This is a genomic window from Oceanobacillus phoenicis (assembly GCF_047238145.1).
In the GTDB taxonomy this organism is placed as follows: domain Bacteria; phylum Bacillota; class Bacilli; order Bacillales; family Amphibacillaceae; genus Oceanobacillus.
In genome coordinates this window covers 171805-195905 of sequence record NZ_JBDFME010000002.1, presented here as the reverse complement: position 1 = coordinate 195905, position 24101 = coordinate 171805, and the positions used below count along the sequence as shown (strand labels likewise).

At 31.6% G+C, this 24101-nt stretch carries 27 protein-coding genes and 1 pseudogene; all 28 read left to right on the top strand.

Annotated elements, in window-relative coordinates:
* The 28 genes and pseudogenes from ABC346_RS20820 to ABC346_RS20685 all read left to right on the top strand — a co-directional run bounded on the left by ABC346_RS20820 (nucleotide 1) and on the right by ABC346_RS20685 (nucleotide 23837).
* A complete protein-coding gene (locus ABC346_RS20820; protein WP_317958522.1) occupies nucleotides 1–978 on the top strand; it encodes a hypothetical protein in 978 nt (325 codons plus the stop codon).
* Between the two features lie 26 nt (nucleotides 979–1004).
* Complete coding sequence (locus ABC346_RS20815) at nucleotides 1005–1907, top strand: hypothetical protein (RefSeq protein WP_413236665.1); 903 nt, start codon at nucleotides 1005–1007, stop codon at nucleotides 1905–1907.
* A gap of 22 nt (nucleotides 1908–1929) precedes the next feature.
* The gene (locus tag ABC346_RS20810) at nucleotides 1930–2121 is read left to right on the top strand and encodes a hypothetical protein (protein WP_317958520.1); all 192 of its coding nucleotides are present in this window, start codon (nucleotides 1930–1932) and stop codon (nucleotides 2119–2121) included.
* Between the two features lie 44 nt (nucleotides 2122–2165).
* A complete protein-coding gene (locus ABC346_RS20805; protein ID WP_317958519.1) occupies nucleotides 2166–2342 on the top strand; it encodes a hypothetical protein in 177 nt (58 codons plus the stop codon).
* A 38-nt stretch (nucleotides 2343–2380) separates the two neighbouring features.
* The gene (locus ABC346_RS20800; protein WP_317958518.1) at nucleotides 2381–2557 is read left to right on the top strand and encodes a hypothetical protein; all 177 of its coding nucleotides are present in this window, start codon (nucleotides 2381–2383) and stop codon (nucleotides 2555–2557) included.
* A gap of 76 nt (nucleotides 2558–2633) precedes the next feature.
* Complete coding sequence (locus ABC346_RS20795; protein WP_317958517.1) at nucleotides 2634–3068, top strand: hypothetical protein; 435 nt, start codon at nucleotides 2634–2636, stop codon at nucleotides 3066–3068.
* Nucleotides 3065–4057 (top strand): M23 family metallopeptidase, encoded by a 993-nt coding sequence (locus tag ABC346_RS20790; RefSeq protein ID WP_317958516.1) that lies wholly within the window; start codon nucleotides 3065–3067, stop codon nucleotides 4055–4057. The genes ABC346_RS20795 and ABC346_RS20790 overlap by 4 nt, the downstream gene beginning before the upstream one ends.
* A gap of 311 nt (nucleotides 4058–4368) precedes the next feature.
* Nucleotides 4369–5274 carry a hypothetical protein gene (locus ABC346_RS20785; protein ID WP_413236664.1) on the top strand — a complete coding sequence of 302 codons (906 nt, stop codon included), beginning with the start codon at nucleotides 4369–4371 and terminating at the stop codon, nucleotides 5272–5274.
* Between the two features lies 1 nt (nucleotide 5275).
* Complete coding sequence (locus ABC346_RS20780; RefSeq protein WP_413236663.1) at nucleotides 5276–8086, top strand: hypothetical protein; 2811 nt, start codon at nucleotides 5276–5278, stop codon at nucleotides 8084–8086.
* A 154-nt stretch (nucleotides 8087–8240) separates the two neighbouring features.
* Complete coding sequence (locus ABC346_RS20775; RefSeq protein ID WP_397351697.1) at nucleotides 8241–8474, top strand: helix-turn-helix domain-containing protein; 234 nt, start codon at nucleotides 8241–8243, stop codon at nucleotides 8472–8474.
* A 167-nt stretch (nucleotides 8475–8641) separates the two neighbouring features.
* On the top strand, nucleotides 8642–8968 hold the full coding sequence (locus ABC346_RS20770) for a hypothetical protein (RefSeq protein ID WP_317958513.1): 327 nt from the start codon (nucleotides 8642–8644) through the stop codon (nucleotides 8966–8968).
* Nucleotides 8969–9199: 231 nt separating this feature from the next.
* Nucleotides 9200–9778: a hypothetical protein gene (locus tag ABC346_RS20765; protein ID WP_317958512.1), complete on the top strand. Its 579-nt coding sequence runs from the start codon at nucleotides 9200–9202 to the stop codon at nucleotides 9776–9778.
* Between the two features lie 33 nt (nucleotides 9779–9811).
* Complete coding sequence (locus tag ABC346_RS20760) at nucleotides 9812–10669, top strand: hypothetical protein (protein WP_413236662.1); 858 nt, start codon at nucleotides 9812–9814, stop codon at nucleotides 10667–10669.
* Nucleotides 10670–10696: 27 nt separating this feature from the next.
* Nucleotides 10697–10933, top strand: coding sequence for a hypothetical protein (locus ABC346_RS20755; protein ID WP_317958510.1), 237 nt, complete (start codon nucleotides 10697–10699; stop codon nucleotides 10931–10933).
* Nucleotides 10934–10953: 20 nt separating this feature from the next.
* Entirely contained in the window at nucleotides 10954–11163 is a 210-nt protein-coding gene (locus ABC346_RS20750; protein ID WP_317958509.1) for a hypothetical protein, read from the top strand.
* Between the two features lie 286 nt (nucleotides 11164–11449).
* Nucleotides 11450–11632, top strand: coding sequence for a hypothetical protein (locus ABC346_RS20745; RefSeq protein WP_317958508.1), 183 nt, complete (start codon nucleotides 11450–11452; stop codon nucleotides 11630–11632).
* 75 nt (nucleotides 11633–11707) lie between these two features.
* The gene (gene ssb / locus ABC346_RS20740; protein ID WP_317958507.1) at nucleotides 11708–12181 is read left to right on the top strand and encodes a single-stranded DNA-binding protein; all 474 of its coding nucleotides are present in this window, start codon (nucleotides 11708–11710) and stop codon (nucleotides 12179–12181) included.
* 107 nt (nucleotides 12182–12288) lie between these two features.
* Nucleotides 12289–12606: a hypothetical protein gene (locus ABC346_RS20735; RefSeq protein ID WP_317958506.1), complete on the top strand. Its 318-nt coding sequence runs from the start codon at nucleotides 12289–12291 to the stop codon at nucleotides 12604–12606.
* A 15-nt stretch (nucleotides 12607–12621) separates the two neighbouring features.
* Complete coding sequence (locus ABC346_RS20730; RefSeq protein ID WP_317958505.1) at nucleotides 12622–13707, top strand: DUF6094 domain-containing protein; 1086 nt, start codon at nucleotides 12622–12624, stop codon at nucleotides 13705–13707.
* Between the two features lie 16 nt (nucleotides 13708–13723).
* A complete protein-coding gene (locus ABC346_RS20725) occupies nucleotides 13724–13924 on the top strand; it encodes a hypothetical protein (protein ID WP_317958504.1) in 201 nt (66 codons plus the stop codon).
* 66 nt (nucleotides 13925–13990) lie between these two features.
* A complete protein-coding gene (locus tag ABC346_RS20720) occupies nucleotides 13991–15847 on the top strand; it encodes an LPD1 domain-containing protein (protein WP_413236661.1) in 1857 nt (618 codons plus the stop codon).
* 71 nt (nucleotides 15848–15918) lie between these two features.
* Nucleotides 15919–16272, top strand: a complete 354-nt coding sequence (locus ABC346_RS20715; protein WP_317958502.1) for a GNAT family N-acetyltransferase — start codon at nucleotides 15919–15921, stop codon at nucleotides 16270–16272.
* Nucleotides 16269–16454, top strand: a pseudogene (locus tag ABC346_RS20710) (DNA (cytosine-5-)-methyltransferase); the annotation flags it as partial. The gene ABC346_RS20715 and the pseudogene ABC346_RS20710, both read left to right, overlap by 4 nt.
* A 532-nt stretch (nucleotides 16455–16986) precedes the next feature.
* Nucleotides 16987–17988, top strand: a complete 1002-nt coding sequence (locus ABC346_RS20705) for a DnaA N-terminal domain-containing protein (protein ID WP_413236660.1) — start codon at nucleotides 16987–16989, stop codon at nucleotides 17986–17988.
* 390 nt (nucleotides 17989–18378) lie between these two features.
* Complete coding sequence (locus tag ABC346_RS20700) at nucleotides 18379–18999, top strand: class D sortase (RefSeq protein WP_317958500.1); 621 nt, start codon at nucleotides 18379–18381, stop codon at nucleotides 18997–18999.
* Nucleotides 19000–19370: 371 nt separating this feature from the next.
* Entirely contained in the window at nucleotides 19371–19583 is a 213-nt protein-coding gene (locus ABC346_RS20695; protein WP_317958499.1) for a hypothetical protein, read from the top strand.
* Nucleotides 19584–19745: 162 nt separating this feature from the next.
* Nucleotides 19746–23132, top strand: a complete 3387-nt coding sequence (locus tag ABC346_RS20690) for a helicase-related protein (RefSeq protein WP_413236659.1) — start codon at nucleotides 19746–19748, stop codon at nucleotides 23130–23132.
* 69 nt (nucleotides 23133–23201) lie between these two features.
* Complete coding sequence (locus tag ABC346_RS20685; protein WP_317958497.1) at nucleotides 23202–23837, top strand: hypothetical protein; 636 nt, start codon at nucleotides 23202–23204, stop codon at nucleotides 23835–23837.
* Nucleotides 23838–24101 lie beyond the last annotated feature (264 nt).

Genomic DNA, 24101 nt, shown 5'->3' with positions numbered 1-24101 from the left:
ATGGATTTACTTTCAATAGCTGAAGTTATTGTAAAAATCATTGGTTATACCCTCATTTTATATGGTATTTGGAATTTAATTGGCCAGTATTTCATTATCAAATCTGTTCACTACATTACTCAGTATGTTAAGCGTAAACGATATTTACGTCGTTTAAATCGAGTACAGATTGAACTAGAGGATGATGACACCGAAGAATCATTTCTTAATCAGCATATTAAAATACTGCTCATGTCTATTAATAGAAAAAAGAAAGGTGAGCCAATAAACTTTTACATCTTATCTTTATTCATATTCGGAGTTACTTTCATGTTGGTTTATCTAGCATTAAACGACTTCATAATTTCTTTATTGTTTGGAGTAGGGTTCATGTGTATCCCTTACATTACACTACGCATGAGATTAGCAAACAAGCGAATGAAAACATCCTTAGCTTTTATGAATAGTTTCCATATTATCATACAAGCCTATAATTCTAGTTCTAAAAATGCGTATCACATGATTCAAAGTGTTACAGATACATTAGATGACAAAGAATTAAAAAATACTTTTATACAACTACTTGCTTCCATGCAGCAAGATCGATATGAACATGAATTTAGAGAAGCAGTTCTTATCTTCTCTTACACAATTAATTCATCATTTGCTATTCGTTTTGGTAATTTGCTAACTAGGGCATATTTAGCTTCATCTGATATCACTTCATCTTTAAATGATCTAAATAGAGATATTACCAGCAGAAAAAATGATTTAGAAAACGAGAAATCACTAAATGTAGAAACAAAAATACTTGGTTATTTACCAATACTTACACTGCCAATTTTTTTGTTTGCAGCTTGGAGACTCTCATCGATGTATGACTTTTGGTCACTATTTAATAACAACTTAAATATCATTATATTTTTACTTGCATTAGTTTTTACAGGTTTTTCTTTCTTTGCAGTGCTTGTGTTTTCAAAACCTCGTTCAGATGTTTAAAAATGATTATGTGAAAGGGTGGATATATGGATATAAATTTGGTGCTAGAAATTGTCAAATATCTATTTTTTAGTATATTTCTTTTCTCTGGTACTTTCTTAATCTATAAAACTATTACACCAAAAGAAATACGTGATAGTCATAGATTGCGGTTTAAACAGCAGCTACAAACAAAGATGAAAACGACAGAAAAGAAACTAAAAAGCATATCGTTTGATGAACGTTTAAAGGAAGCAGGACTTCCTTTCATGAATTCATTCCGGTTTGAAATGATCCGCATAGGTATACTAGTCATATTTATTATTAATTATTGGCTACTACCTGTTTTAAGTGGAGAAGGAATAAATATTCAAAGTATATCGATATTAATTGTTTTGTGGCTCATAACAGAACATCGTTTTAATATTCCTGTTTCTTTAACAAACATTATCTTAAAGGTGTTAACTGCTCAAAAGAAGAAGGTACGCAGTATTGAGTTATTTACTTTGTATGATGTGTTAAAAACCGAGTTAAATACATTACACAGCAATCAAACTGTTAACGTTTATAACTTGTTAAAAGACTCTTTACCAATGTTCAGATATTTAAATGGTACATTGTCTCGATTTTTATCTACTTTGCTTACAAATCCGTCATTAGCTCAAAGTGTCTTTTACGATGATATAAAGACACAAGGGGCTAAAACAATAGGTGAGATAATTGTAAAGATAGATAATTTAAGTCGTGATGAAGCATTAGAAGTTATTCAAACTGAATCTAGTGCTTACTCTAGTCATTTTTTTAAACAAGAATTTCGTAATGGACAGAAAAGAAAAAACAGATTACAAGCTCTCTTTTCTGTAAATGTACTTTTCAATGCAGCTTGGCTCATTGTATTTATTACCAACATGCTAATGATTCAAATGAATAATGTTAATAACATTTTATAGAAATTCGAAAGGAGGTATCTTAATGAGTGAACTTGTTGGCCAAATACTTGGTGTTGTTGCTGTATTAGCAATATTTGTAGTAGTAATTGCTGGAACCATTTACCCCGCTATCTATGATAGTGGAGAGGAACTAGAAGAAAACATAAGGAATACCAGTTATAGCACAAGCTATAATCTCATCATTGAGAAAGCACAAGAATCTTCTTACTTATAAAGTTATAGTGTTTTGATAATTTGAATTTAAAGGGGGTGAACAGAATGGGTGAAATATCTGGTAAATTGTTAGGGATCTTAGCAACAATAGCAGTCTTTGTTGTAGCGATTATGGTTGCTGTTTATCCTACGGTACAAGAACAAGGGGTAACTGTGGGAGATCAAGTTGACCAAACTACAAATGAGATGCCAAAAGCGTCTGAGATTGATTGGAAAAACTAAAACAAAAGAAAAAATAATTTAAAATAGGAGTGATTTTCATGGGTGAAATTTCAGGTAAATTATTAGGGATCTTAGCAACAATAGCAGTATTTGTTGTAGCAATTATGGTTGCTGTTTATCCTACGGTACAAGAACAAGGGGTAACTGTAGGAGATCAAGTTGACCAAACGACGAGTGCTATGCCAAAAGCGTCTGAAATTGATTGGAAGAATTAGAGTTATTCAAAAGGAATAAGCCTCCTTTTAATTCTAAAGAGGCTTATTTCAAAAAAATTAACTGGAGAGGATATGAATGAGTAATCAACTATCATTTATCTTGTTGTTGCCCCTTATCTTGTGGTCGACTTTTCAAGGTTTACTCTATATCCATAGTGGACAAGTCACAGAAACTGTTAATCTAGCAGCTTTCGAAGGACAAAAAGAGGCTAGTTTGCAAGGTTATTACACGGATGATATTAAAGCCGAAATAAAAGATTTTTTAGTAGACGGATACAATATGGACCCTTCTCAAATAGAAGTGGTTGCTTCTGAAGAACAGATAAAACGTGGAGAGCGTATGTCAGTTTGCGTATCTGTTCCTAGTCCAATTATTCATGTTATGGATATCTTTAATTTCACATCCGATACGGATAGTTCACCGTCTTGTAGCGGTAAAACTGATCAGTTATACCATACAGTAGAAAGAGAAATTATGTCCGAATATGTAGATGAGGGTTCTTCTATATGAGTGAACTAATACGAATGATACTAGTTCTTGGAGTTTCTATAACAATGATGATTTTAACTATTAACGCTTCTTCTCATGCCAGTCAATCTAAATTCTTAAAGGAAGATTTAGAAGTTGCTGCTCATGATGCTAGTTTACAATTAGATGTAGAAGCCTTATCGAATGGTTACATTATTTTTAATCAGGAAAAAGCAAGAGAAGTCTTTGAAGAAACATTAGAACGAAACACTGGTTTATCAGAAGGAGAAGATTATAGTTTTATTGAATGGGAGGTCTTCGATCATGATACAAACCCTTCGGGATTTGCATGTGAAAATCAAACTAACCCTACATATGACTATGAATCTCCCAATGTAAATGCTTCATTTACTGTATCTTGTCCAACGATCATAGCGATAGTAAAACATACTACAGATAATTATATTTATTTAGCTGGGGAATCAACAGACGGGAAAGACATTATTAAAGGAGCTGCATATACGTATGAATTCAATCCTAATGCTAAAAAAATAGAATCAAGTTTAACAACTTTAGCTGCAGTTAATAGCGACCCTCAAATTAATTCTTTAAATAGTGATCTAGTTAAAAAAGGGGACTTTTATTGGCCAGTACCATACACAACAAATATTACCTCCCATTTCCAAAAAAACCGTCCAAATCCAGTTACTGGTGTAATAAAGAATCATAATGGTACAGATATTGCTGCTAATGGTGTTAACAATCAACCAGCAGTTTCCATTACCGATGGAATTGTATCGTATACAGGGCCAGTTGGAGGATATGGAAACATGGTAGAAGTAACACATCCCGATGGATTAGTTACACGATACGCACATCTAAACTCTATACTAGTAACAAATGGACAAAAAATATCTGGAGGAGATATTGTTGGGTTGATTGGTTCAACTGGTAATTCTACTGGTCCACACTTACATTTTGAAACACGAATAAATGGAACCCCTGTTGATCCACTAACGATATTTAAATAAGGAGGGGCTAATGGGTGAAAAAAATAGTAATCTCGGCATTAATATTAGGAACTATAATTCTAAGTTTCACCGCATCACCAAAGGTTGTAGAACTTGCACCCTCGTCCGAATATACATCTGATAGTAATTTAGGTTAAAAAATATCATCGCCTCTTCCTGTTACACGTTTTGTGTATTTTATATAATCACTAATGGTATAACTTAATAATTGGCTTTTTTTAGCTTTATTGCATTACACATTTAGTGGAGGTATAATTAAATACATAATAATCACTATTTTATATACTAACTTAAATTAAGAGGGGATTAATATGAAAAAAAACTTATTTACTATCAGTTTAGTATTAATACTTTGCATAACAAATACTTACAACGTATTAGCAGAAGAAAACTTGGAACCTGGCAAATGTAGCATAACAATTGACAAGAGCAAAAATACTTTCTCTAATCGCTCACAAGCTACGGGGCCTTGTAAAGGACTGGTTGAAGGTTATTACTTAGACGGACCTATTTTATATGGTTCTTACATCGGACCCGTATCTAATGGACAAGAGGTTTTAATTGGAACACCCAAAGTGCCTTATGGCGAGTCAAACTTGACTGTTAAAGTTATAGAGGGTACACCTCCAAAAGAAAATAACGAAGATAAAAAGCCAGTAGATCCTGCACCAGATGATGAACAAAAAACGCAAGATAAAGATGATTCTAACTCAAATGAAAAGAATAAAAACTCAAATACTGAATCGAATGTAAAAGAAAAGAACTCTAATAATGGTAGTAAATCATCAACTAATACTAATAGTTCATCACCAAAAGATAAAAATAATGTATCACATAACAATAAAGATACTACTGTAAAAAATAAAGACACAGATTCTATTAATACAAACGAGAAAAAAGAAAACAAGGAAACTACTACCGCTGCATCTAAGCAAGTCAAAGATTCCTCAAATGATACCAATGAAAGCGTTGAAAAATCAAAGGAATCTGATTCCAATAATGAAGAAAAAATAAAAAAAGAAAAAACGGAAGAAAAACAGATAAAAACAGCTGGTTCTATACATTCCTCTACAGAAGGTAAGGAAATTTCTAATACAGAAGTTAATGAATCTGAATCTTCTCCAAATCTATGGATTTGGATTGTTATAGGGTTAACTGTTTCAATTACAGTTATTTTAACTTCCATACTTATTTATAAGAAAAGAAAGGGGGAATAATATGAGTAAATACCGAATTTTATTGTTTTCGGTATTCTCTTTATTAATCCTTTACTGTGTTGATGTACCAATTGTTCAGGCAGCGTCTGGACCATATGATGTTCCTTCTGATGTGCGTAATAAATGGGATAATATAAAAGGTGGTAAACAGTATACCAACAGCACAGGAAAAAGACTTCTATATGATGTCTATTCCCATAAAGGAATAGACGGTGGTTATAGAGTGGTTAATAGAAACTTTGGAGAAGGGACTAGAGCATATATTAATTTTGAGGGTTGGTCAGTTCTTCATGGGCATGCAAAACACACTTACGCAAATAATGAGACCTACATTGTAGCACAAAAAGTTGGAGGAAATGAAACAAAAATCTATTCAACTCAAAAACGGAAAAGCCTATCAGCTACAGAAGACCTTGAATATAATAATCAAGGTAGTGGGGTATACAATGAATGTCCGGATAGCGCTAGAAATAAATTAGCTGATGAATGTAATATGCGATATAACAATGTAGATTTTCAAGCATTTATTCCAATAGAAGAGCTATTTCCTGATATAACAAGTCAAGCAAAATGGCGTTTATACATTGTTAAAAAAGTAAATAATCGAATAATTTATGATGAAATGCGAGTTCCTTTTAATTTTGAAGAGTTATCTTATGAAGGCGGAGAAATCTCGCTATCTAGTGGGTTAAATGCTAATAGTTTAATCATGAACAATGAAGGAGTATTAAGACGAAGTTATAGATCTCAAACTGCAGAGTCTGTTAGAAATGAACTAGGAGATAATCGACACTTTCAAGTGGGTAGGCCATATTCAATGCTTAAATCAGAAGAAGGAAGTACCACTGTATTTTATGGTGTTAGAAGTATCCATAGTAATGACAGAGGAGAAACTAAATACGCATCTTCTGCTTACTGGATGTTCGGTGGTGACCAGGCAACAATAGAATTTGTTCCTGATGAACAACCTCCAGAACATAGATCGCATGGGATAACGCAACACCGATATAAAGATGGTAATGACTACTGGATTCAACCTAATGATGATGTAGATATTCGCCTCAGGGGATACGATAAGGATTCGTTCTTAAACCGTTCCGTTTTACGGTTAGATAGTGGTGATGCAGATGCAAGAGTACGATATTATTATAATGAAGGGCGTTTTGATTACTGGTGGACAGATAATACCATAGATATTAACTCCGCTAAAAGAACTTATCAAAGCTCTACACAACGTACAAGAGAGGCAACTTGGAATGTTACAGCTAGAGAACATGGCCATAACTACAATGTAATGTACTGGCATACAGATAATGCTAACAATAGCATTGGTTATAGTAGTACAGGTATGAATCTAAGGGTGGACGGAATAGAACCACAGCATCAATCGCATAGTATAGCTGGAGCGAGCTATGAAAAAGGTAATGATTATTGGATGAACTCAGAAGATGAAGTTACTGTTACATTTAGGCAAAGGGATACAGACTCAGGGAATAAATATCAGTATTTAAGATTGTTAGATAACAATGATGGTATTGACGTACGGATGCGACATAATTATTCTGGTGATAAAAACTATATGGCAAATGTTTCAGGTGACGCTTTTATTGATGATAGTATCACTATAACGTCTGCCAATAGAAAAGAAGACAGTTCTTATGGGACAGTTGAATGGAAAGTTTTACCTCATTCTCATGGTAAATCTTTTAATGTAATGTACTATTACCAAGACAATGTTGATAATAAGACTACGTCAAGTGATTCTTATAATTATGGTGATACTAACCTTAATATTCGTATAGATGACAATGCACCTGTCGTTTCCTTTAGAGATAAGGATGACAAAGTCAATTTTCTCGAGAGAGAATGGCATCATTCGGAAGTAGATGTTAGATTGAAATTTAAAGACGATGACTCTGGTTATGATAAATCTAGATATGCCTGGACTAAATCTACTACAAAGCCAAAAGACAGTGACTGGTCAGATTGGACAAGTAGTTCAAATTATGTAGTAAATCAATCGAATTTTGGAGAATGGAACTTACATGTTCAAGCAATAGATAATGTAGGGAACACTATAACAACTTATGAAGGTCTATATAAAATAAACCAAGCACCTAATGTCGATTTCGAATATCCAGATCCATTATATGAAGGCGATCCTTTAGAATTAGTTAACATTTCTACTGACCCAGAAGGCCATGATATGAATGCTATATGGAAAATAACAGACCCTGATGGTGTAGTTGAAGAATTTAATAGTTGGGATGTCACGATTCATGATTTATCAGACCCTTATAATCCACAATCCAAACCAGGAACATACACTGTTCATCTTGAAGTCACAGACGAATACGGTGCTAAGGATTCTATAGAAAAAGAAATTAATGTTATTCCATTAGTTATAGAAGGGACTGTAGAGCATACCGAAAGGTGGCGGGAAATTCATGAACTTCTAGATAACCCAGAAAATGTTTTCTTCTCTGGGGAAAGATTCATATTATCTTCATCAGTTACTAATTATCCTATTTCTAATGTAGACGTAACATTTAGAGGAACAGATGTAAATAATGACCCTGTTGAAATAACCGAAGTACTAACTGAAAGTTCAAGTACAGATGGAATTATTAGTTATAAGGGGGAAATTTATGAGGAATTCATGGCAGATCCAAATAATAAATTAAAATCAGAAACAGATGTGCATTTCACTTTTAAAGCTGAGTGGACTAATGGTGTAATCAAAGAAGATATTGTTACAATAAGAATTGTAGACGATGTTTATGATTTTTATAAACTGCATAAAACCAATTAGTAAAATCTTCTATCTACTAGTTTAGATAGAAGATTTTTAAATTATATAAATTTTATATTGTTTAAACAGGAATAAAGAACTACAATATTTTTATAAGAATGAATAATTATATCTATATAACTCTTAAATTCTAAAGGTGGTCTTAAAAAATGATATGAATGTAATAGATTATGATATAAAACAAAAGGTTGGAAAAAACATAAGGTATTACAGACTACAAAAAGGATTAACACAAATAAATTTGGCCAAACTTACAGGATTAAGACAAACTTATATCAGTGAGGTAGAAAGAGGAAAAATAAATATATCTATATTGAACATTAATCTGATTAGCGAATCGTTAGATGTTCCGGTTTATATATTATTTTTAGACGATTATATAAGTTAGTAAATATTTTATTTTCAGGTGTTAAAATTAATATTTTAGGTTATATTATTTATATGTACGCACAAATAAATATTATATTTTTATATTTTTATTGAAATCCTACAAAAAATTAAAGATTAATAGTTTATGATAATAAAAATAAACTTGTAAAGAGGAGTATATTATTTATGAACACGCCTGAACAAATTAAATATTATTATGAACGCAATAAATTTATTATTGATCCAAATACTTTCGTTGATATGGTTTGTCTAACTTGCGATAAAATTAGTATTGAAGATGGTTATAAAAAAACAACTTATTCCACATTAGAAAGTTATTCTGAAGAATTATCTTTAAATGAAATTCCTAATGCAAAAAGAAAAGAATTGGAACAAAAAACAAGACTAGAAATTAACTTGGAATTAACAAAAGAAGAGTATTTAAAATTTTCAAAGCTAGAAGGAAAGGAACTTTATGATATAGATCCTACAAATATAAAATCAAATATATAATAATAATTGAATACAATGTTTAGATTTGCTAGAATAGTAATGTGAACTTTTTATTTTAATTTTTTGACAGCCTTTTTAGGCGGTTCGGTTACTTAAAAACATTCGAAACCTTTGGGTTTTATGAAAACATGCTATCAGTATGTTCTTTTCGTAAATTCTAAAGGTTTTTTTGTGTTTTAAAGTAAAAAAGTTTACGATTTTCGCTAATAAAAACAAGGAGGATGTTTTGTTATGTCAGTATTTTCTGTTCAAAATGAAAAAAGAGGAGGACAATTTTTTAACATTACCGTTTTTACCAATATCAAGCCTAAATTACTATTTGAAAATCTTACTTCTATCCGATTTAAAATTAATCTGAAAAGTAATGAGGTTTATTGGAAAGGTGAAGATGAAAAGCAATTTATTATAAGTCCTTTTCGTCATCAAAACAGAAATGGATTAAATGGTTATCGGATCTATTCTAATTATCCTATCTCAACCATTTTATATTTGTTTGATGGAGCATTAGGTTGGATTCATGAGTTAAAAGTATCTGGTGTAGAATCAGAAGTATCTTTAACTAAAACCCGCAAGGAGCACCTTAATGAAATGATTTCCCATCCTTCGTTACAAATGATAGATACAAGGGGAATTTTCATTAAAGATGATATAAGTATTATTTTATTACAAGATAAAATTGTACTTCAGAGGAGAAGCAAGCTAAAAAAACTAAATAACGAATTAAAAAAGATCGAGGCTGCTATGGATTTATTGTTACCAAGCAAGCACGATCTTTTTTCATTCTTAGAAGAAGATGAAAAAGCAGTTTAGTTATAATTGATTAAAATTATGGAGGGTGCATGTATGGATAATATAAAATCTGTTACATTAATGGAGACTTTTATAAAAAGTGGTGGTTATCGTTCTTTAAAATTCGCTAAATTAAAAAAGGATAAAATAGTTAATGAGGTTAAAAATCATTTAAAAGATTCTGAGTTAAAGCGCCATGAATTCTCACGCTATGGATTAGTTGCAAAATTTGCAATGAACCGTGATTTTAAGTGGGATTATATCGGATTGAATGATTACTTAGCCGACCTTGGTCTACTTATTCCTGTAGCAAAGATGTTACCAGATAAAGAACTTAAGGCTGAGGAAGTATATGAACGTATTAAAGATTTTGAGTTACCTCGTAAATCTTATAGCTTAAAACCATCCTTTAATAAAGATGGGAAAAATTATAATACATTCAATGAAGAGGAACTAGAAATATATGAACAGCTTAATTTAGACATGTTATTAAATGTATTTGATGCAGCAAAACGTGATGTTTTAGGCTGTGAAGAACATTATGAATCTATTAAGCAAGAAATTATGTCTTGTGGTGTTCTCCAGGATAAAAAGAAAATCAAATATGCTTTTGGGTCTCTCTCTCTTTCGTTAAAAAAGGAAGGATATGATATTAACTCAATCGAAGGTGAATATGGTATTGATTTTCTTATTAATTATACAAAGCCCGATATGAATAAACTTAATGAATTTATTCTACAAGGGACCATTACACAAGGCGAGGTTTTTCAGTTTAGAAAAGATGTTACCTCTGAAGATAAAGAAATGAAGTTCACGTTAATGGAGATTGAAGATGAACATAAACAAATTCAAATGCTCTCATCACGCTCATTAAAAGCGTCTTTAGCAAGAGACGCTAGAATGAAGGCTTAATAAATATAGTAAATGGAGGATGTTCTTATGAGTAATATAAAAAATAATAACTTAAAAATGTTTGATATTGTTGTTCATCAACCAACTGGTTTTATCTTTAAATTTTTTCAATATGAAGATGATAAAACTTGTTCAGTCATGGATGAATTAGAACTTATGTATTCTTTCCCTATAAATTCAATTAAAGAGGGTTCTAGAAAAGACATGGATGTTTACGAAGAAAATACCGCAAAGAAATTCCAACATTTGCGAAAATACTTATAATAAATTTGGAGGCATTAAATATGATTAAATTAATCAGAGAATACGATGGAAAATGGATGGTATATAATACACAAAATTCTAAGGTTGCTGATATTTTAACAATCAATGAATACAATTACTATCCCCAGACAAAAACGAGATATAGAGTAGACTATAAAGGAGAAACTCAAAAATCAATGATAGAACATTTTAGTACAGCTAAGTCAATAGCTTGGAAAATAGTAAAATAGAAATGTTAACTGATTTTTGTACTTATTATGTAGAGAATAAAGGGAATAGTATTTGCTTATTCCTTTTTATTCTTTTATAATAAGAGAGTAATCTTTTTATTTAGTTTTTTTGCACACCTTTTTAGGTGTACTGGTTATTTTTAAAACAACGAACGAGCCTTTGGGCTTCATGGAAATACACTATAAGTGTGTCTATTCATGAACTCAAAGGCTCTTTTTGTGTTTTAGTAGAGTAATTGGATCAATGAAAGGATTACATATTTTATAAAATAGGAGGATGTTTGTTGTGTCAAAAATTTATGATTTATCTACAGGAAAAGAGTTAGTAGAAGTCAGGAAAACAAAAAGAAAAACGTTCCATGTCATGGATGATGGTACAATGGTATCTTATTTAAAGCCATCAAAAACAGAGCGTTTTAAAGAAAAAGTAAAGAAAACATTTAATTATTTTTTTGAACTGGAGGATTAAGAAATAGGGTTTAAGTCTATCTTGAACTCATTAAATTAAAGATTATTATTTTTACATCTATAGGAGGAATTTATTATGTTAAACCGAGTTGTATTAGTAGGAAGATTAACAAAGGACCCAGAGCTTAGATATACACCTAATGGTGTCGCTGTAGCTAATTTTACTATTGCAGTAAACAGACCGTTTTCAAACCAGCAAGGAAATCGCGAAGCAGACTTTATCAATTGTGTTGTTTGGCGACGACCTGCTGAGAATCTAGCCAATTATATGAAAAAAGGAAGTATGGTTGGAGTTGATGGCCGTGTTCAAACGAGAACCTTTGAAGGTCAAGACGGAAAAACCGTCTATGTTACTGAAATAGTAGCCGATAGTGTTCAATTTCTAGAGACAAAAGGTTCTCAAGGTGGACAAGATTCATCTGGTGGTTATCAGCAAAATAGAAATCAGAATCAAAATCAATATGCATCTAATCAGAGCCAAGATCAAGAAGACCAATTTAAAAATAATGGTGAACCAATTGATATTTCTGATGATGATTTACCATTCTGACCAGTGAATAACTGTAAAAAAATAATAATTAGAGGATTTTAAAAAGGATTTTGAGCCATCTTTATAAGGCTAAAATCCTTTTTTCTTTTTTAGGAGGATGTTTTGTAATGAATTATAAAATTTTAAGTAATGGTGACGAACTTTTTGTGGGTTCAAGCGAAGATGTGAGAGAAAAAGTTGAGTTATTGCTTGAAGATAAACTGGATTTCTTTGTAATGCTACAAGAAATAATAGCAGAAGACGATAATCTTGAGCTTTTTGTTCACACTGAAACGTATTACGACACAAATGAAATACAAGAGGAAAAATTATTTGAATTAGGAATTACTGACGATATTTCTAAAGATGAAATATGTCGCTATCTAGAAATTTCTATATTAGAAGAGGATACCAATAAAATTTCAGTTGAAAAGAAATCAGCGTAGGAGAGGATATTTAAAATGGCACATATAGGTTCTAAAATACGTGCAGGATTTTTTGCAACCCCTGAAAGACAAGGTGAATATTTAGCTAAGTTGTTCGTAGCAGAAGGTAATGGTATTTGGTTTGATCCAACTTGTGGTGAAGGTAAGATTCTTCATCAGTTGTTAAATTTAATTCCAAAGAAAAATGAAGAAAGTAACATATTAACTTATGGTGTAGAACTGGACAAAGGACGTGCTGCTATTGCAGAACAGGAGTTAACTAAAGTTGTTCAATCTCCTATTGAAGCAATGGTAATTAGTAATAACTCTTTTCCGTTTGTTTTTCTTAATCCTCCTTATGACGACACAATGAAAGTTGATAACTCAAAGGTGGAAAGAAAAGAGTATATTGAATTACACCGTAATACCAAATATTTAGTAGGTGGAGGTATTTTAGCTTTTGTTATCCCTTCTTATCAGTTTGCTAATCCTAAAATTGCTAGACATTTAGCAACTCATTATGAAGAATGTGGCATAATGTCTTTTTCAAAAGAGGATTACAATGATTTCCGTCAATGTGTTTTTATTGGAAGGAAGAAAAAAGGTAAGTCGAAACTATTCGGAAAAAAAGAAAAGAAATTATATGATTTTCTTCTTGCGATGGAAACAGAAGAGTTCGTTCAAAAATATGTTACACCAATAGATATAATGATTGGTCACAAGTTTTGGACTATCCCTGAAGGACGACCAGAAGTAAAAACCTTTTATTCTAGATTAAGGAATAAAAGCGATTTTTCCAAAGGTATTCTTTCTTCAAAAGGATTTGAGATATTTAAAAATCGCGCAACTACTCCTACTTTAACTATAGGTGGAGATCCTGTACTACCTCCTAACGCTGGGCAATTATCCTTATTACTTGCAAGTGGAGTAATTAATGGTGAGCTTGGGAATGGAGATACTTATCACCTTGTTCAAGGTCAGGAAATTGTGGAAACGGAAAAAGACAGTGAAGAAGAATTGCTAGATAATGGTACTAAGAAAACTACTTCGACGGAACGAACAAAACGTTCTGTATCTATAAAAGCAATCCTTCCAGATGGTACTATTAAAAAATTTGTATAGAGGTGAAGAAACATATATGCCAACATTTAATGAAAAGGTTATGAGAAATTTAGTCAAAAAAGACAGATATTTAACCTTTGTATTTAATGATCTGTTGAAAAGAAATGAAAATATATCTGAGAAAAATGTTTTAGAGGTTATCTTTAACAGCAACATTATTGAAGATTCTTCATTAGAATTAATTTATATAACAGAATTCCAAAATGTGAATAAATAAAAAACACGAGGTTCTAGGCTTTTTGCTTAGTACCTCTTTTTTTGAAAAAAGAGAGGGAGATATAAAATGACAGTACAAATTAATTTATTTGAAGTAGAAGAAAATAATATTACTAAAGATATTCGAACAGATGCCCAATTTAACCGAAAAGTTTCATATGATGTAGGTGAAAAAATCGGGGGAGCAAGGAAAGATGAATTTGCTCTTATAAAAGCTTTTGAGGATAACAAAAGCTTGAAAAACTTAAAATCTATAGAAGACTATAGTGTAGTAACCGCAGCTGAATTGGTGACTAAAAAACTATTATTTAATACTTTTTCTTTGGAAAATGAACAAAATAAAGGAACAGCACCTGGTATAGCTAGAATAAAACAGCTACTTATTCAACGGATTATTAATGTACCGAAAGAAGATTCTTCAAACGGTAGAGAATCTTACCTTCGTGCTGCAACCTTTATTCTAAAGGAATTAGACGAAATTTTAGAATTAGATGATTTAATTAATTGGATATATTCAATGAGAGAACATTTTCGCTACGAGAATGTTGATCCTTCTCTTGCAAAAAGAAGAGTACAAGAGTCAAATAATATTATTAATTCTGATGAAAATAACAAAGAGATTTTAGCAAAAGCTAAAAAAGATAAATCATTTTATATAGATGTTATCGATAAATCAAACAAAGCTAAGGAACTTCGTCTTAGTTGTTTAGGAGATAAATTTACTAATTTCTTCAAAAATGCTAATAGTGCTAATACCACCATGAACAACGTCCTAGCAAAAGTTAAAACATGGGATGATTTAATAATACCTAAAAAAGTAAATAGAAAAAAATCATCAAATAAACCTGTTTGGAGTCGTGAGTTTCCAGAACGAGCAGATAGAATTGGTGGAGAGATATCAGATGTAAAAAATCCAGAAATACTTATGGATAAATTTGGATTTAGAGGAGTTGAGTTTGGTCACTGGGCGAATGACGATATTGCAACAGGACACCTTTTTAGAAGTTCTGAAGCATTTTTGGATTTACGAGATATACTTAAAATGAACCATAATTACAGTATATCTTTTAATGGTACATTGGCCATGGCTTATGGAAGTCGCGGACGTGGGAGTGCATTGGCACATTATGAACCTATCAATAGAGTAATAAATTTAACTAGAGATCACGGTTCATTAGGAGTGACTGCACACGAATGGTTTCATGGGTTAGATCATTGGCTTAATAATATATCCCACCAGCACAAAAATGGTATGATAAACTATTTATCTTCTATTGACGATGTAGGTAATAGTATTCCTTCTATAGTAGATGTATTTAAAGTATTAATGACTTCTATAAAAGAAGGAAACAGTATTATATATATCAATAATACGAATACACCAAATACTACCTGGAGAATTAATAATAGTATAAGAGACACCTATAATTCTAATGATAAGAACGTTGAAGAAACTTTGAAGGAATTAAAGATCGAATCTGATAGAAGATTACAAAGTCATCTTTTATTTATTACTTCTATTCATAACAATAAAGATAGAGAGAAAAAGAAAGAAAAGGCTATCAAAAAATTTGAACGTGAATTTAAAAGGATAGCTTTAGCTATTGCTTATCTTCATGAAGAGGAAACTGGTGAGAGGCTAGATGAAATACCCTTTCCCACTAAAAATACTCGTTTTTATAATAATGCAATTAAGCTTGATCGTAATAATGTAGGAAAGTATTGGAGTAGTAACGTTGAATTGGCTGCGCGTGCTTTCGAGTCATATGTTCAAGATAAGTTGACAGCCGCTCACAGAAAAAATGACTATTTGGTATGTGGTACACATGATCCGATTGCCTTTCCTGTCAAAGAGGAAAGAGATAGAATCAATGATTGTTTTGACTTATTGTTTGAACAAATTCGCAAATCAGGTCTGTTATAAAGTTATAAAGGAGACAAGGAGTTAGGTTCAGCCTAACTCCTATTATTTTAATTTAAAAGGGGAAAATAAAAATGATGAATATGGAAAACTTATACTTTGAGAATCAGCATATCGACTATATTGGCAGAGGGGAAAATAAATTTACGTTGTTTGTTGCTTATAAATCTGATCCAAAACTACGCATAATTGGCTATATTGATTATTCACTTCTAAGTACAGATGAATTATATGTAGACTTTGTAGAAGTTTTGAATGAAGAGAGAGGAAAGGGTATTGCTAAATCTCTTTACCAGAAATTATACGAACTGAATAAACAATGTTCATTTGAAAGGGCAGGCTATTATAGTCATGAAGGAAGTCATATAAGAAAATGGTTTGAGGAAAATATCTTACAGACGATTTCAGAAAAAAAGGTGATTAAATGATAAAGATTCTTGAATTATTTGGAGGAATTGGAGCACCTAGAAAGGCATTAATCAATCTTGGCATTGACCATAAATGTATTGATTATGTGGAATGGCAATTAAATAGAGTAAAAGCCTACAATGCTCTTTACGATCATTTGCATAAAACACAGGATGTTAGAGGTTGGAATTTAAAACCAGAAAATGAGATTGGACAGTTGGAATTAGTTTGTTAAATCTCGTTTATAATATATTGATGTTATAAAAAAGTATGCTATTTTCTTAGCATACAAACTAGGTTCTTATAGTTAACCATAATGTTACCATTGTATTTTTATCCTATTATGGTAAAATTAACCTAGTTTAATATAAAAGGGAGCAACCCTAAATGAATTTTCCCCCGTATAACCGGTGGTCTATTTGTTTAGGGCTTTTTCTCGTGGCCAGGTATATTAAATATAGCAATCTATTAATTTCTTTGTTATTATTGAAATATCAACATTTATTACCAATAAATACAAAAAATAACATAAAAAAACCCACCCAATTTTTTATTTAATCTCTTCAGTTTGGCCGCTGGTACAAGATTAAATAGAAATCCGAGGTAGGATAGGATTTTTTATTAATATTCTATTGTTAGTTTAACACAGAATATTTTATTGTCAAAATAATTATATCCTTTTACTTCCCTAGGGTGATGGCTTTTATTAGTGGGTAGAAAGGGGTATGTAAACAATGAACGAATATGATTTCTATCAAAGCTACAATGCAGAAAGATATATTCACTTCCGTACTGTACCGACAGGTAAATATGAAATTATAGAAACAAAGAGAAATGGAAAACTTATAACAAATAGAAAGCCCATTTTTGAAAAACAGAAATTAAGTTTTGAAGATGTTAAAAACATTAATCTTGATAACTATGGTCAAGATGTTCGAACTTCCTCTGAAGACTTTACTCTGGTACATAATTATTTACTTGATTTTTGGAGTGCAATAATGGGGGCTGATGCAGTATTACTTTATATACATTTAAAAAGGTATTGTTTCTCAGGTAAAGATTTCTGTTACCCTAATATGAAAACTATTCAGGAAAAAATGAAAAAAGGAAGTAAATCAACGATCAATAAAAATATGGATATCCTAGAGAAATATGGATTTATTGCTAAAATCCAACGTATTGATACAGAACGCAATAATGGTTACGCTAGTCCATTTTTCAAAGTGAGACGATATGTTCCACTCTTATCTCAAGAATTAATTGAACAGCTGCCAGAAACATTACATAAAGAGCATGATAAATTTTTAGCTAATGCAAATGGTGTTACTTTAGATGAAACCATTGATAATGAAGATCTAATTAATGATTTAATGAGATCTTCTAAGTTGATGAAGTCAAAAAGTCAATCATCCAAAGAAGAAGTCTTAAAAAGACAAGGTAGAATGAAAGAATATATATTAGCAAAATTATCTACTCAAGAGCAAGAATATCGGTATATGTTTCTGCAGTACTTAGAGAAAAAGTTTTCAAAACCATCTTATGAAACATGGTTTAGGGATTCAATCTTTATTTTAGACCAGGAACATCAACTGTTTAAAATTTATGTTGCTAATAGTTTTGCTTTAGAATGGATTAATAATCAATACAAAGATGTACTTCAACAAATGCTTAAAGAAATATTGGATTTAGAAATAAAAACTATAGAAATTTCATTATATGAGGATTATTTAAATTAGCTGGAGATATCTCCAGCTTTTTTAATTATTAATTATTAATAGTAATAAATTCTTAAAACCTTGTAATTCTTATATATTCAATATTTGAATAAGGGTATGTTCAAATATTGAATAGTGGATTTCATAGTTCATTTTTTGAACTATGAAAATAAAGATAAAAATGTGGATAACTCATAGTTCATTTTTTGAACTATGAGAATATCACCATAGTTCATTTTTTGAACTATAGGTATTTAATTATTGAACTACCCATATTTAAAAAATGAACTATAGATATTCAATTATTGAACATTGATAGGACCACATTGACGTTTGTTTTAACTAGTTTTTTCTCATTTATTTCCTTTTTGGGAGAATTTTAATAAACTATTAATATGAAGGGGGATAAAAATGAAAAAGTTATCATATTTATTTTTTATAATTGGAGCAATTATTTTTGGTTTTGGTGGTTATCAAATAATAAGTGAACAATTATCTCAAAAAAATGCATTGGTCGAAGCAAAAGAAAAGGTCGAAGTATCAGGTACATCTACAGCAACTACTTTAAATAATGTAAAGGAAAAAGAGAATAAAACAGAAGAAGTTCCATTATCCAACAACGATTTTTCTCCGTCTGTAGGTGAAACAATAGGTATATTACATATTCCTAAATTGGAATCGGATCTTCCAATTATAGAAGGTACGAATGAGAATGAACTAGAAAAAGGTGTAGGTCATTATCAAGGAACAATGTTTCCAGGACAAGGTGAACAAATTGTATTATCGGGTCATCGTGATACAGTATTTAGAAGAATGGGTGAGTTAGAGATAGGCGATATAATGACTGTTCAACTTCCATATGGAGATTTTTCATATGAAATAGTAGAAACTCAAATAGTTGATGCAGAGGATCGGACAATTATTCGACCACAAGGTCATGAGGTTTTAACAGTTACAACTTGCTATCCATTCGATTATATTGGTAATGCTCCAGACCGCTACATTATTACGGCTTTACCTATTGAAGAATAGTATATAAGTCTTGAATCTATAATGAAAAACAAATATAATAATAGTGTAGTAATGTAATTTTTCCTTTTTTATACTGTCTTTTAAGATAGTATGGCTATTAAAATGAACGCAAAACCTTTGGGTTTAAATGGAAACGTACTAAAAGTATGTCTATTTGTACCCAAAGGTTTTTTTTGTGGAGAAATGATATAGAGGAATACTCAACAAGCTATCATATGATTGCTTGTTTTTATATATAAATAATCAATTTAACAGGAGGATGTTTGTTATGATGAAAAACTCAATACCTTAGTGCTTCTTTTTTAATTGGTAACAAGCATTGGGTTGAGTCGCTTAACAGTATATTAATATATGATAAGGAGAAATGAAAAATGGTAGATATTCAAGGATATGGCAAAGGATATAGAGTATGTACTGAATGTAACGCCAAAATGGAAGAGGGTTACTGTATTGATTCTGGAATGTATTATTTTTGTTCAGATGAACATTTAGAGAAAAATTTCACTAGGGAAGCTTTTTTAGATTTATATGATGACGGTGATGGTGACTCTTACTATACAACTTGGTATGACGAGGTTATCTGAAAATTATAATAAGCGATTAATACGCTTATAAGAATGTTGATACTAATAATTGATTAATAGGGAGGTGTATCCTATTTTCATTACTTCTAATGTAATTAGGATGCGCTGAGCTATTCAGCTTTTCTATGTTCTATTAGTAAGGATGGGTTTTTAACCAAAGTAATGAAGATAGGAACTAAAATGTTGTTAGGAAATTATACTATTTGTGAAGAGACAGAAGAACAACCAAAGATGGTTGAATTCAGAATGAACAACTTATATCAAGATGCTTTTTGCTATGGTTTAGCAATTGAGGAAAATGAGAAAAAAGAAGATGTTATTTTGGCTATTATTGTTGCAGGGAACGATTCTAGTTTGCAAGCATTAAAAGCAAGTATGGATATCGGAAGCAATGGTATATCTTTTGGTTTTGGAGTAAAAGAAAACACCTCTTGGTCTTTCCAGTCAGAGATATATAGCTTAACTGCACAAAAAGGGAAATATACACGTTTTCCTTTACCAATAGAGGGAGAAAGTGCATTTAAGTCTATGGCGATTGTTCATGATGATGTACTAGTCAACGGAGACTATGTCTTAAGTTTTAATGAAAATCCAGCAGATGATTTACTTCCTTATTTCGGAGGTAGTAAGCACGGATTACATTTACTTCCTGAATGGAAAGAACCGTTGTATACTGCATTGCAAGAAAATGGTTATTTGAAAGAAATCCCAATGTACATGTCAGAGGGATTCCAGATGCGTCTTCTAAAATTGAATATAACTGAAGAACAAGGGGATAACCTAGTTACTCAGTGTATCCAAAAAGGGATCTTCTCATTTCCAGGAAGTGTAGGTACGGGAGAAAAAATTAAAGAGATAGGTAGTTTAGAAAACTATTTATCTTTAAATGTTGATTCTATGATTGAAAAGGTTAATGAACAGGTGTCTCCTAGTCACGAGCCTACTATTGATGATGCATTTCCGTACTTTGACGAATATGACCGCCCACTTTTTCCAGTTCAAGCTCACGTTGCAACTGCTCTTGTTAAAAAGTTTAAGAAACAAAACAGTGTGTTGCTAGAGGGGGAAATGAGTACGGGGAAGACAACAATGATGACCGCAGTTGCAGATGCATATGCGCGTAATAGTGGGAAGAAAGGCTTTTTTTCTTGCGTCATGGTCCCACCAAACCTAACAAAGAAGTGGCCACAAGAAATTAAGGATATCTTAAAAAATGCAGAAGTACACCTTATTGAAAATACTTCGCAATTAATTAGATACCATGCGGAGTGGACACGTCAAGGTCGTCCTTCTCCAACTAAGCCAACTTTCTTTGTGATTAGTTATAACACGATGCGTGATGGAAGTGCTATTCGTCCAGCTTGTGAATTTCAATATAAAAAAACAACGAATCAAGCTACATCACAAGATAAACCGTATCGATTTGGTTGGTATTGTCCTTCATGTGGTAAACCTCATCAAAAGGTGATTGATTCTCAAACAACAATTGATGAAAACGGAAATGAAGTAGAAGAGGTTGAAAAAGAGATACTTCTAGAGTATGAATTTGGAACTACACGACGAATCCATAAAACTAAATCTCCAGCGAATGCTTTCTGTAGTGAATGTGGTGAAAGTTTATGGACTAAAAAAGTAGTTAATCGTTATGAGAACTATAAAGATTGGATAACTCATGAAAAGAAATTAATTCATGCAATCCAACAACCAAATTCTAAAATGCTTGTATCTCATATACAAAAAACACAGGAGCCAGTAAAAAAATCACAAAAGTTCCCCCGTAAAGTGGCAGCTATTGATTATATCAAAAGGAAAATGAAAAACTTCTTTGATTTAGCAATAGTAGATGAAATCCATTTAACCAAAAGTGGAAATACAGCACAAGGTAATGCACTAGGTGCTTTAGCAGCAGCTTCAAAAAAATTAGTTGGTGGTACGGGAACATTATTTGGAGGTAAAGCAGAAGATATTTATTATATTCTCTGGCGTTTATTCCCTTATATGATGAAAGCTAATGGCTTTGAATACTCTGAAGTTAGCAAGTGGAATCATGAGTATGGAAATATAGAAAAGACTATTACAACGTATAACGGTGAATCTATTGGAGATGAATATAGCAATAAAAATAGTCATGGAGGATCAAATACAAGAAGTAAAGAAAAGGTATTACCTGGAATATCACCATTTGTATATGGAAAGTTTTTAGTTCAAAATTCATGTCTAGTACGTTTAGTTGATGTATGGCCAGATCCTGTTGAACTAGTAGATGTTCCAACAATTTTTGTCCCGATGAACCCAGAATTAAGAACTGCGTATGATGACATGGTTCGGACTTTTGAAAAAGAGATTGATAAACGAAAAGATGGGAAAAAACTATATTTACCTCTAACTCAGAATGGAGTTGCATATCCTGATAATCCTTTTACTTATCCTGATATGGATTACAAATTATTAGAGGGTGAGTCCGGATTACAAAGGCAACGTATTTGGAATTCAGTTCACTTGGACACTAATATTTTACTCAATAAAGAGAAAAAATTACAGGATATCATACAAGACGAAATGTCTGAAGGTCGTAAATCAATTGTTTATGTACGTGATACAGGGTCCTCTATTCAAGGAAGAGATGTTCGTCCAAGACTTCAGAAAGTACTGAGCGATATCGGTGCAAGAGTATGTATCTTGGATACTACGACCACTAAAACAAATAATCGTTCGGAATGGCTTAAAGAGAAAATGGAAGAAGAGGGCTATGATGTGTGTATTGTATCTCAAGAACTAGTGAAAGTAGGTTTAGACTTACTTTGTACACCTACACTTATTTTTTATCAATTCTCATGGTCACTTTTTACAATTAATCAAGCAGCACGAAGAGCTTGGCGTATTGGGCAAACAGAGGAATGTAGATTATTCTACATAGCATATAAAGATAGCTATCAAGAGCAAATGGCTGAACTTATTGCCAAGAAGAAGAAAGCAACAGCTGCTATTAGTGGTGACGTCTCATCCGATGGACTTGCTGCTATGCTTGGAGATGAAGGTGACTTACAAACGATGCTTGTTAAATCCATTAAAAGCGGAGAAACCATTAAAGGATCTGCGGAAGAATGGGTATCACAAACCTCTGATAGAGCTCGAGAGCTTTTATCTGAAGTTGGGAAGAAAAAGCAAATATCATCTAAAGTCCAATTTATTAATTGGGTGAGAACAACCATTAATGGTGATGCTACTAAAAATATTCTCATAAACAAAGCAGACACTATCATTGCTTGTATTGAGAAGGGGAAAAGAGAAGGTTTTGTAATGGATAAAGGAGTACTATCTATTGACCTAGTTGAAGCTTTTGGTTTTGATATGGTTGACGATAAAGCAATCCTTTCGCATCTTGTAGTTACAGAAAGAAATACATTACAACAATCAGGAAATACCATATATGAAGAAGAACAACTTTCTTTATTCACGGTAAGTAAAAACACAAATAAGCAAAAAAGGAAAGGGACTAAGAAAGGCCCAATAGATGGTCAACTAGGCTTTGACTTATTTGCTGGATGATATAAGGGTGGAGGTGGTTTTCTCCATCTATCCACCTTTATTACTTTTACAGAGAGGAATTTCGTTTAAATGGAGCAAATGGAGATACTCATTGTTATGTTAACCGTATTTTATATACTAGAATATAATTTTTTGAAATGTATATTTGCACCAAGTCGAGTAGAAAGTGACCCATATTGGAGAGCTATTTATGGCGTAGGAGAGTTTTCTCGAGAAAATATTCTAAAAGAAAAAAGAAAAAATGAGGAGAATAATATGTTAGTAAACATGAGTACAGAAAATAATGATTTTCTAACAGCAATCGACAAATATGAACCAACAGACATACCTATAAATGTATCCTCTGATTCTGAAGCAAAAGAGATAGTAAGGCAGCTTCAAGAGGAGTTTGGAGATGGAAAAATCTCTCTCTTTGATGATGAATATGAAGATCCGAATAGCTATCTTGATATTGCAGATCTTCAAAAAGCAATAGATCGGGAACACACTCCCTCTACAATGGCCAATAATATCGATGGTATGCAAAATTGGATTGTTATTGTAGTTGGAAAGGAAGGTCCTTTTATCCATGTGTCTGATGGCAAAAAGAGATGGATTCATATGGGTGATTATGCTGAAGAGATTCAAATTAATGACAAATTAATGCTAACCGTAGAGGAAAAAGCAGAGAAAATAAAAGTTATAGACCATACAATCATTTCTTAATTGTCTATAACTTTTAAGAGCAATTGGTAACTAATCTAATTTTAGTTGCCTCTTGTATAAAGCGAATTAATATAGAGTTCTTCAATCTATATTAGTACGTTTTATACAGGAGGTGTGTGTATTAACTACATATTTAATATTCTTGAGAAGGAGAAAATAGTATGATTTCTTATTAAAATTAATAGTAAAAAAGTATTGGAAAATATTAGATATAATGTATAATTATCTATAAACGACAAAATAAATTAAACTTGCTTAGTTAAA

Excerpts from the sequence above, each read along its gene's own strand:
- ABC346_RS20765 (WP_317958512.1), top strand. The coding sequence starts at position 9,200 with ATGTCAGTATTTTCTGTTCAAAATGAAAAAAGAGGAGGACAATTTTTT.
- ABC346_RS20815 (WP_413236665.1), top strand. The coding sequence starts at position 1,005 with ATGGATATAAATTTGGTGCTAGAAATTGTCAAATATCTATTTTTTAGT.
- ABC346_RS20755 (WP_317958510.1), top strand. The coding sequence starts at position 10,697 with ATGAGTAATATAAAAAATAATAACTTAAAAATGTTTGATATTGTTGTT.
- ABC346_RS20820 (WP_317958522.1), top strand. The coding sequence starts at position 1 with ATGGATTTACTTTCAATAGCTGAAGTTATTGTAAAAATCATTGGTTAT.
- ABC346_RS20725 (WP_317958504.1), top strand. The coding sequence starts at position 13,724 with ATGCCAACATTTAATGAAAAGGTTATGAGAAATTTAGTCAAAAAAGAC.
- ABC346_RS20810 (WP_317958520.1), top strand. The coding sequence starts at position 1,930 with ATGAGTGAACTTGTTGGCCAAATACTTGGTGTTGTTGCTGTATTAGCA.
- ABC346_RS20695 (WP_317958499.1), top strand. The coding sequence starts at position 19,371 with ATGGTAGATATTCAAGGATATGGCAAAGGATATAGAGTATGTACTGAA.
- ABC346_RS20685 (WP_317958497.1), top strand. The coding sequence starts at position 23,202 with ATGGAGCAAATGGAGATACTCATTGTTATGTTAACCGTATTTTATATA.
- ABC346_RS20735 (WP_317958506.1), top strand. The coding sequence starts at position 12,289 with ATGAATTATAAAATTTTAAGTAATGGTGACGAACTTTTTGTGGGTTCA.
- ABC346_RS20780 (WP_413236663.1), top strand. The coding sequence starts at position 5,276 with ATGAGTAAATACCGAATTTTATTGTTTTCGGTATTCTCTTTATTAATC.
- ABC346_RS20795 (WP_317958517.1), top strand. The coding sequence starts at position 2,634 with ATGAGTAATCAACTATCATTTATCTTGTTGTTGCCCCTTATCTTGTGG.
- ABC346_RS20690 (WP_413236659.1), top strand. The coding sequence starts at position 19,746 with ATGAAGATAGGAACTAAAATGTTGTTAGGAAATTATACTATTTGTGAA.
- ABC346_RS20785 (WP_413236664.1), top strand. The coding sequence starts at position 4,369 with ATGAAAAAAAACTTATTTACTATCAGTTTAGTATTAATACTTTGCATA.
- ABC346_RS20700 (WP_317958500.1), top strand. The coding sequence starts at position 18,379 with ATGAAAAAGTTATCATATTTATTTTTTATAATTGGAGCAATTATTTTT.
- ssb (WP_317958507.1), top strand. The coding sequence starts at position 11,708 with ATGTTAAACCGAGTTGTATTAGTAGGAAGATTAACAAAGGACCCAGAG.
- ABC346_RS20720 (WP_413236661.1), top strand. The coding sequence starts at position 13,991 with ATGACAGTACAAATTAATTTATTTGAAGTAGAAGAAAATAATATTACT.
- ABC346_RS20730 (WP_317958505.1), top strand. The coding sequence starts at position 12,622 with ATGGCACATATAGGTTCTAAAATACGTGCAGGATTTTTTGCAACCCCT.
- ABC346_RS20790 (WP_317958516.1), top strand. The coding sequence starts at position 3,065 with ATGAGTGAACTAATACGAATGATACTAGTTCTTGGAGTTTCTATAACA.
- ABC346_RS20705 (WP_413236660.1), top strand. The coding sequence starts at position 16,987 with ATGAACGAATATGATTTCTATCAAAGCTACAATGCAGAAAGATATATT.
- ABC346_RS20715 (WP_317958502.1), top strand. The coding sequence starts at position 15,919 with ATGATGAATATGGAAAACTTATACTTTGAGAATCAGCATATCGACTAT.
- ABC346_RS20775 (WP_397351697.1), top strand. The coding sequence starts at position 8,241 with ATGAATGTAATAGATTATGATATAAAACAAAAGGTTGGAAAAAACATA.
- ABC346_RS20805 (WP_317958519.1), top strand. The coding sequence starts at position 2,166 with ATGGGTGAAATATCTGGTAAATTGTTAGGGATCTTAGCAACAATAGCA.
- ABC346_RS20750 (WP_317958509.1), top strand. The coding sequence starts at position 10,954 with ATGATTAAATTAATCAGAGAATACGATGGAAAATGGATGGTATATAAT.
- ABC346_RS20760 (WP_413236662.1), top strand. The coding sequence starts at position 9,812 with ATGGATAATATAAAATCTGTTACATTAATGGAGACTTTTATAAAAAGT.
- ABC346_RS20770 (WP_317958513.1), top strand. The coding sequence starts at position 8,642 with ATGAACACGCCTGAACAAATTAAATATTATTATGAACGCAATAAATTT.
- ABC346_RS20800 (WP_317958518.1), top strand. The coding sequence starts at position 2,381 with ATGGGTGAAATTTCAGGTAAATTATTAGGGATCTTAGCAACAATAGCA.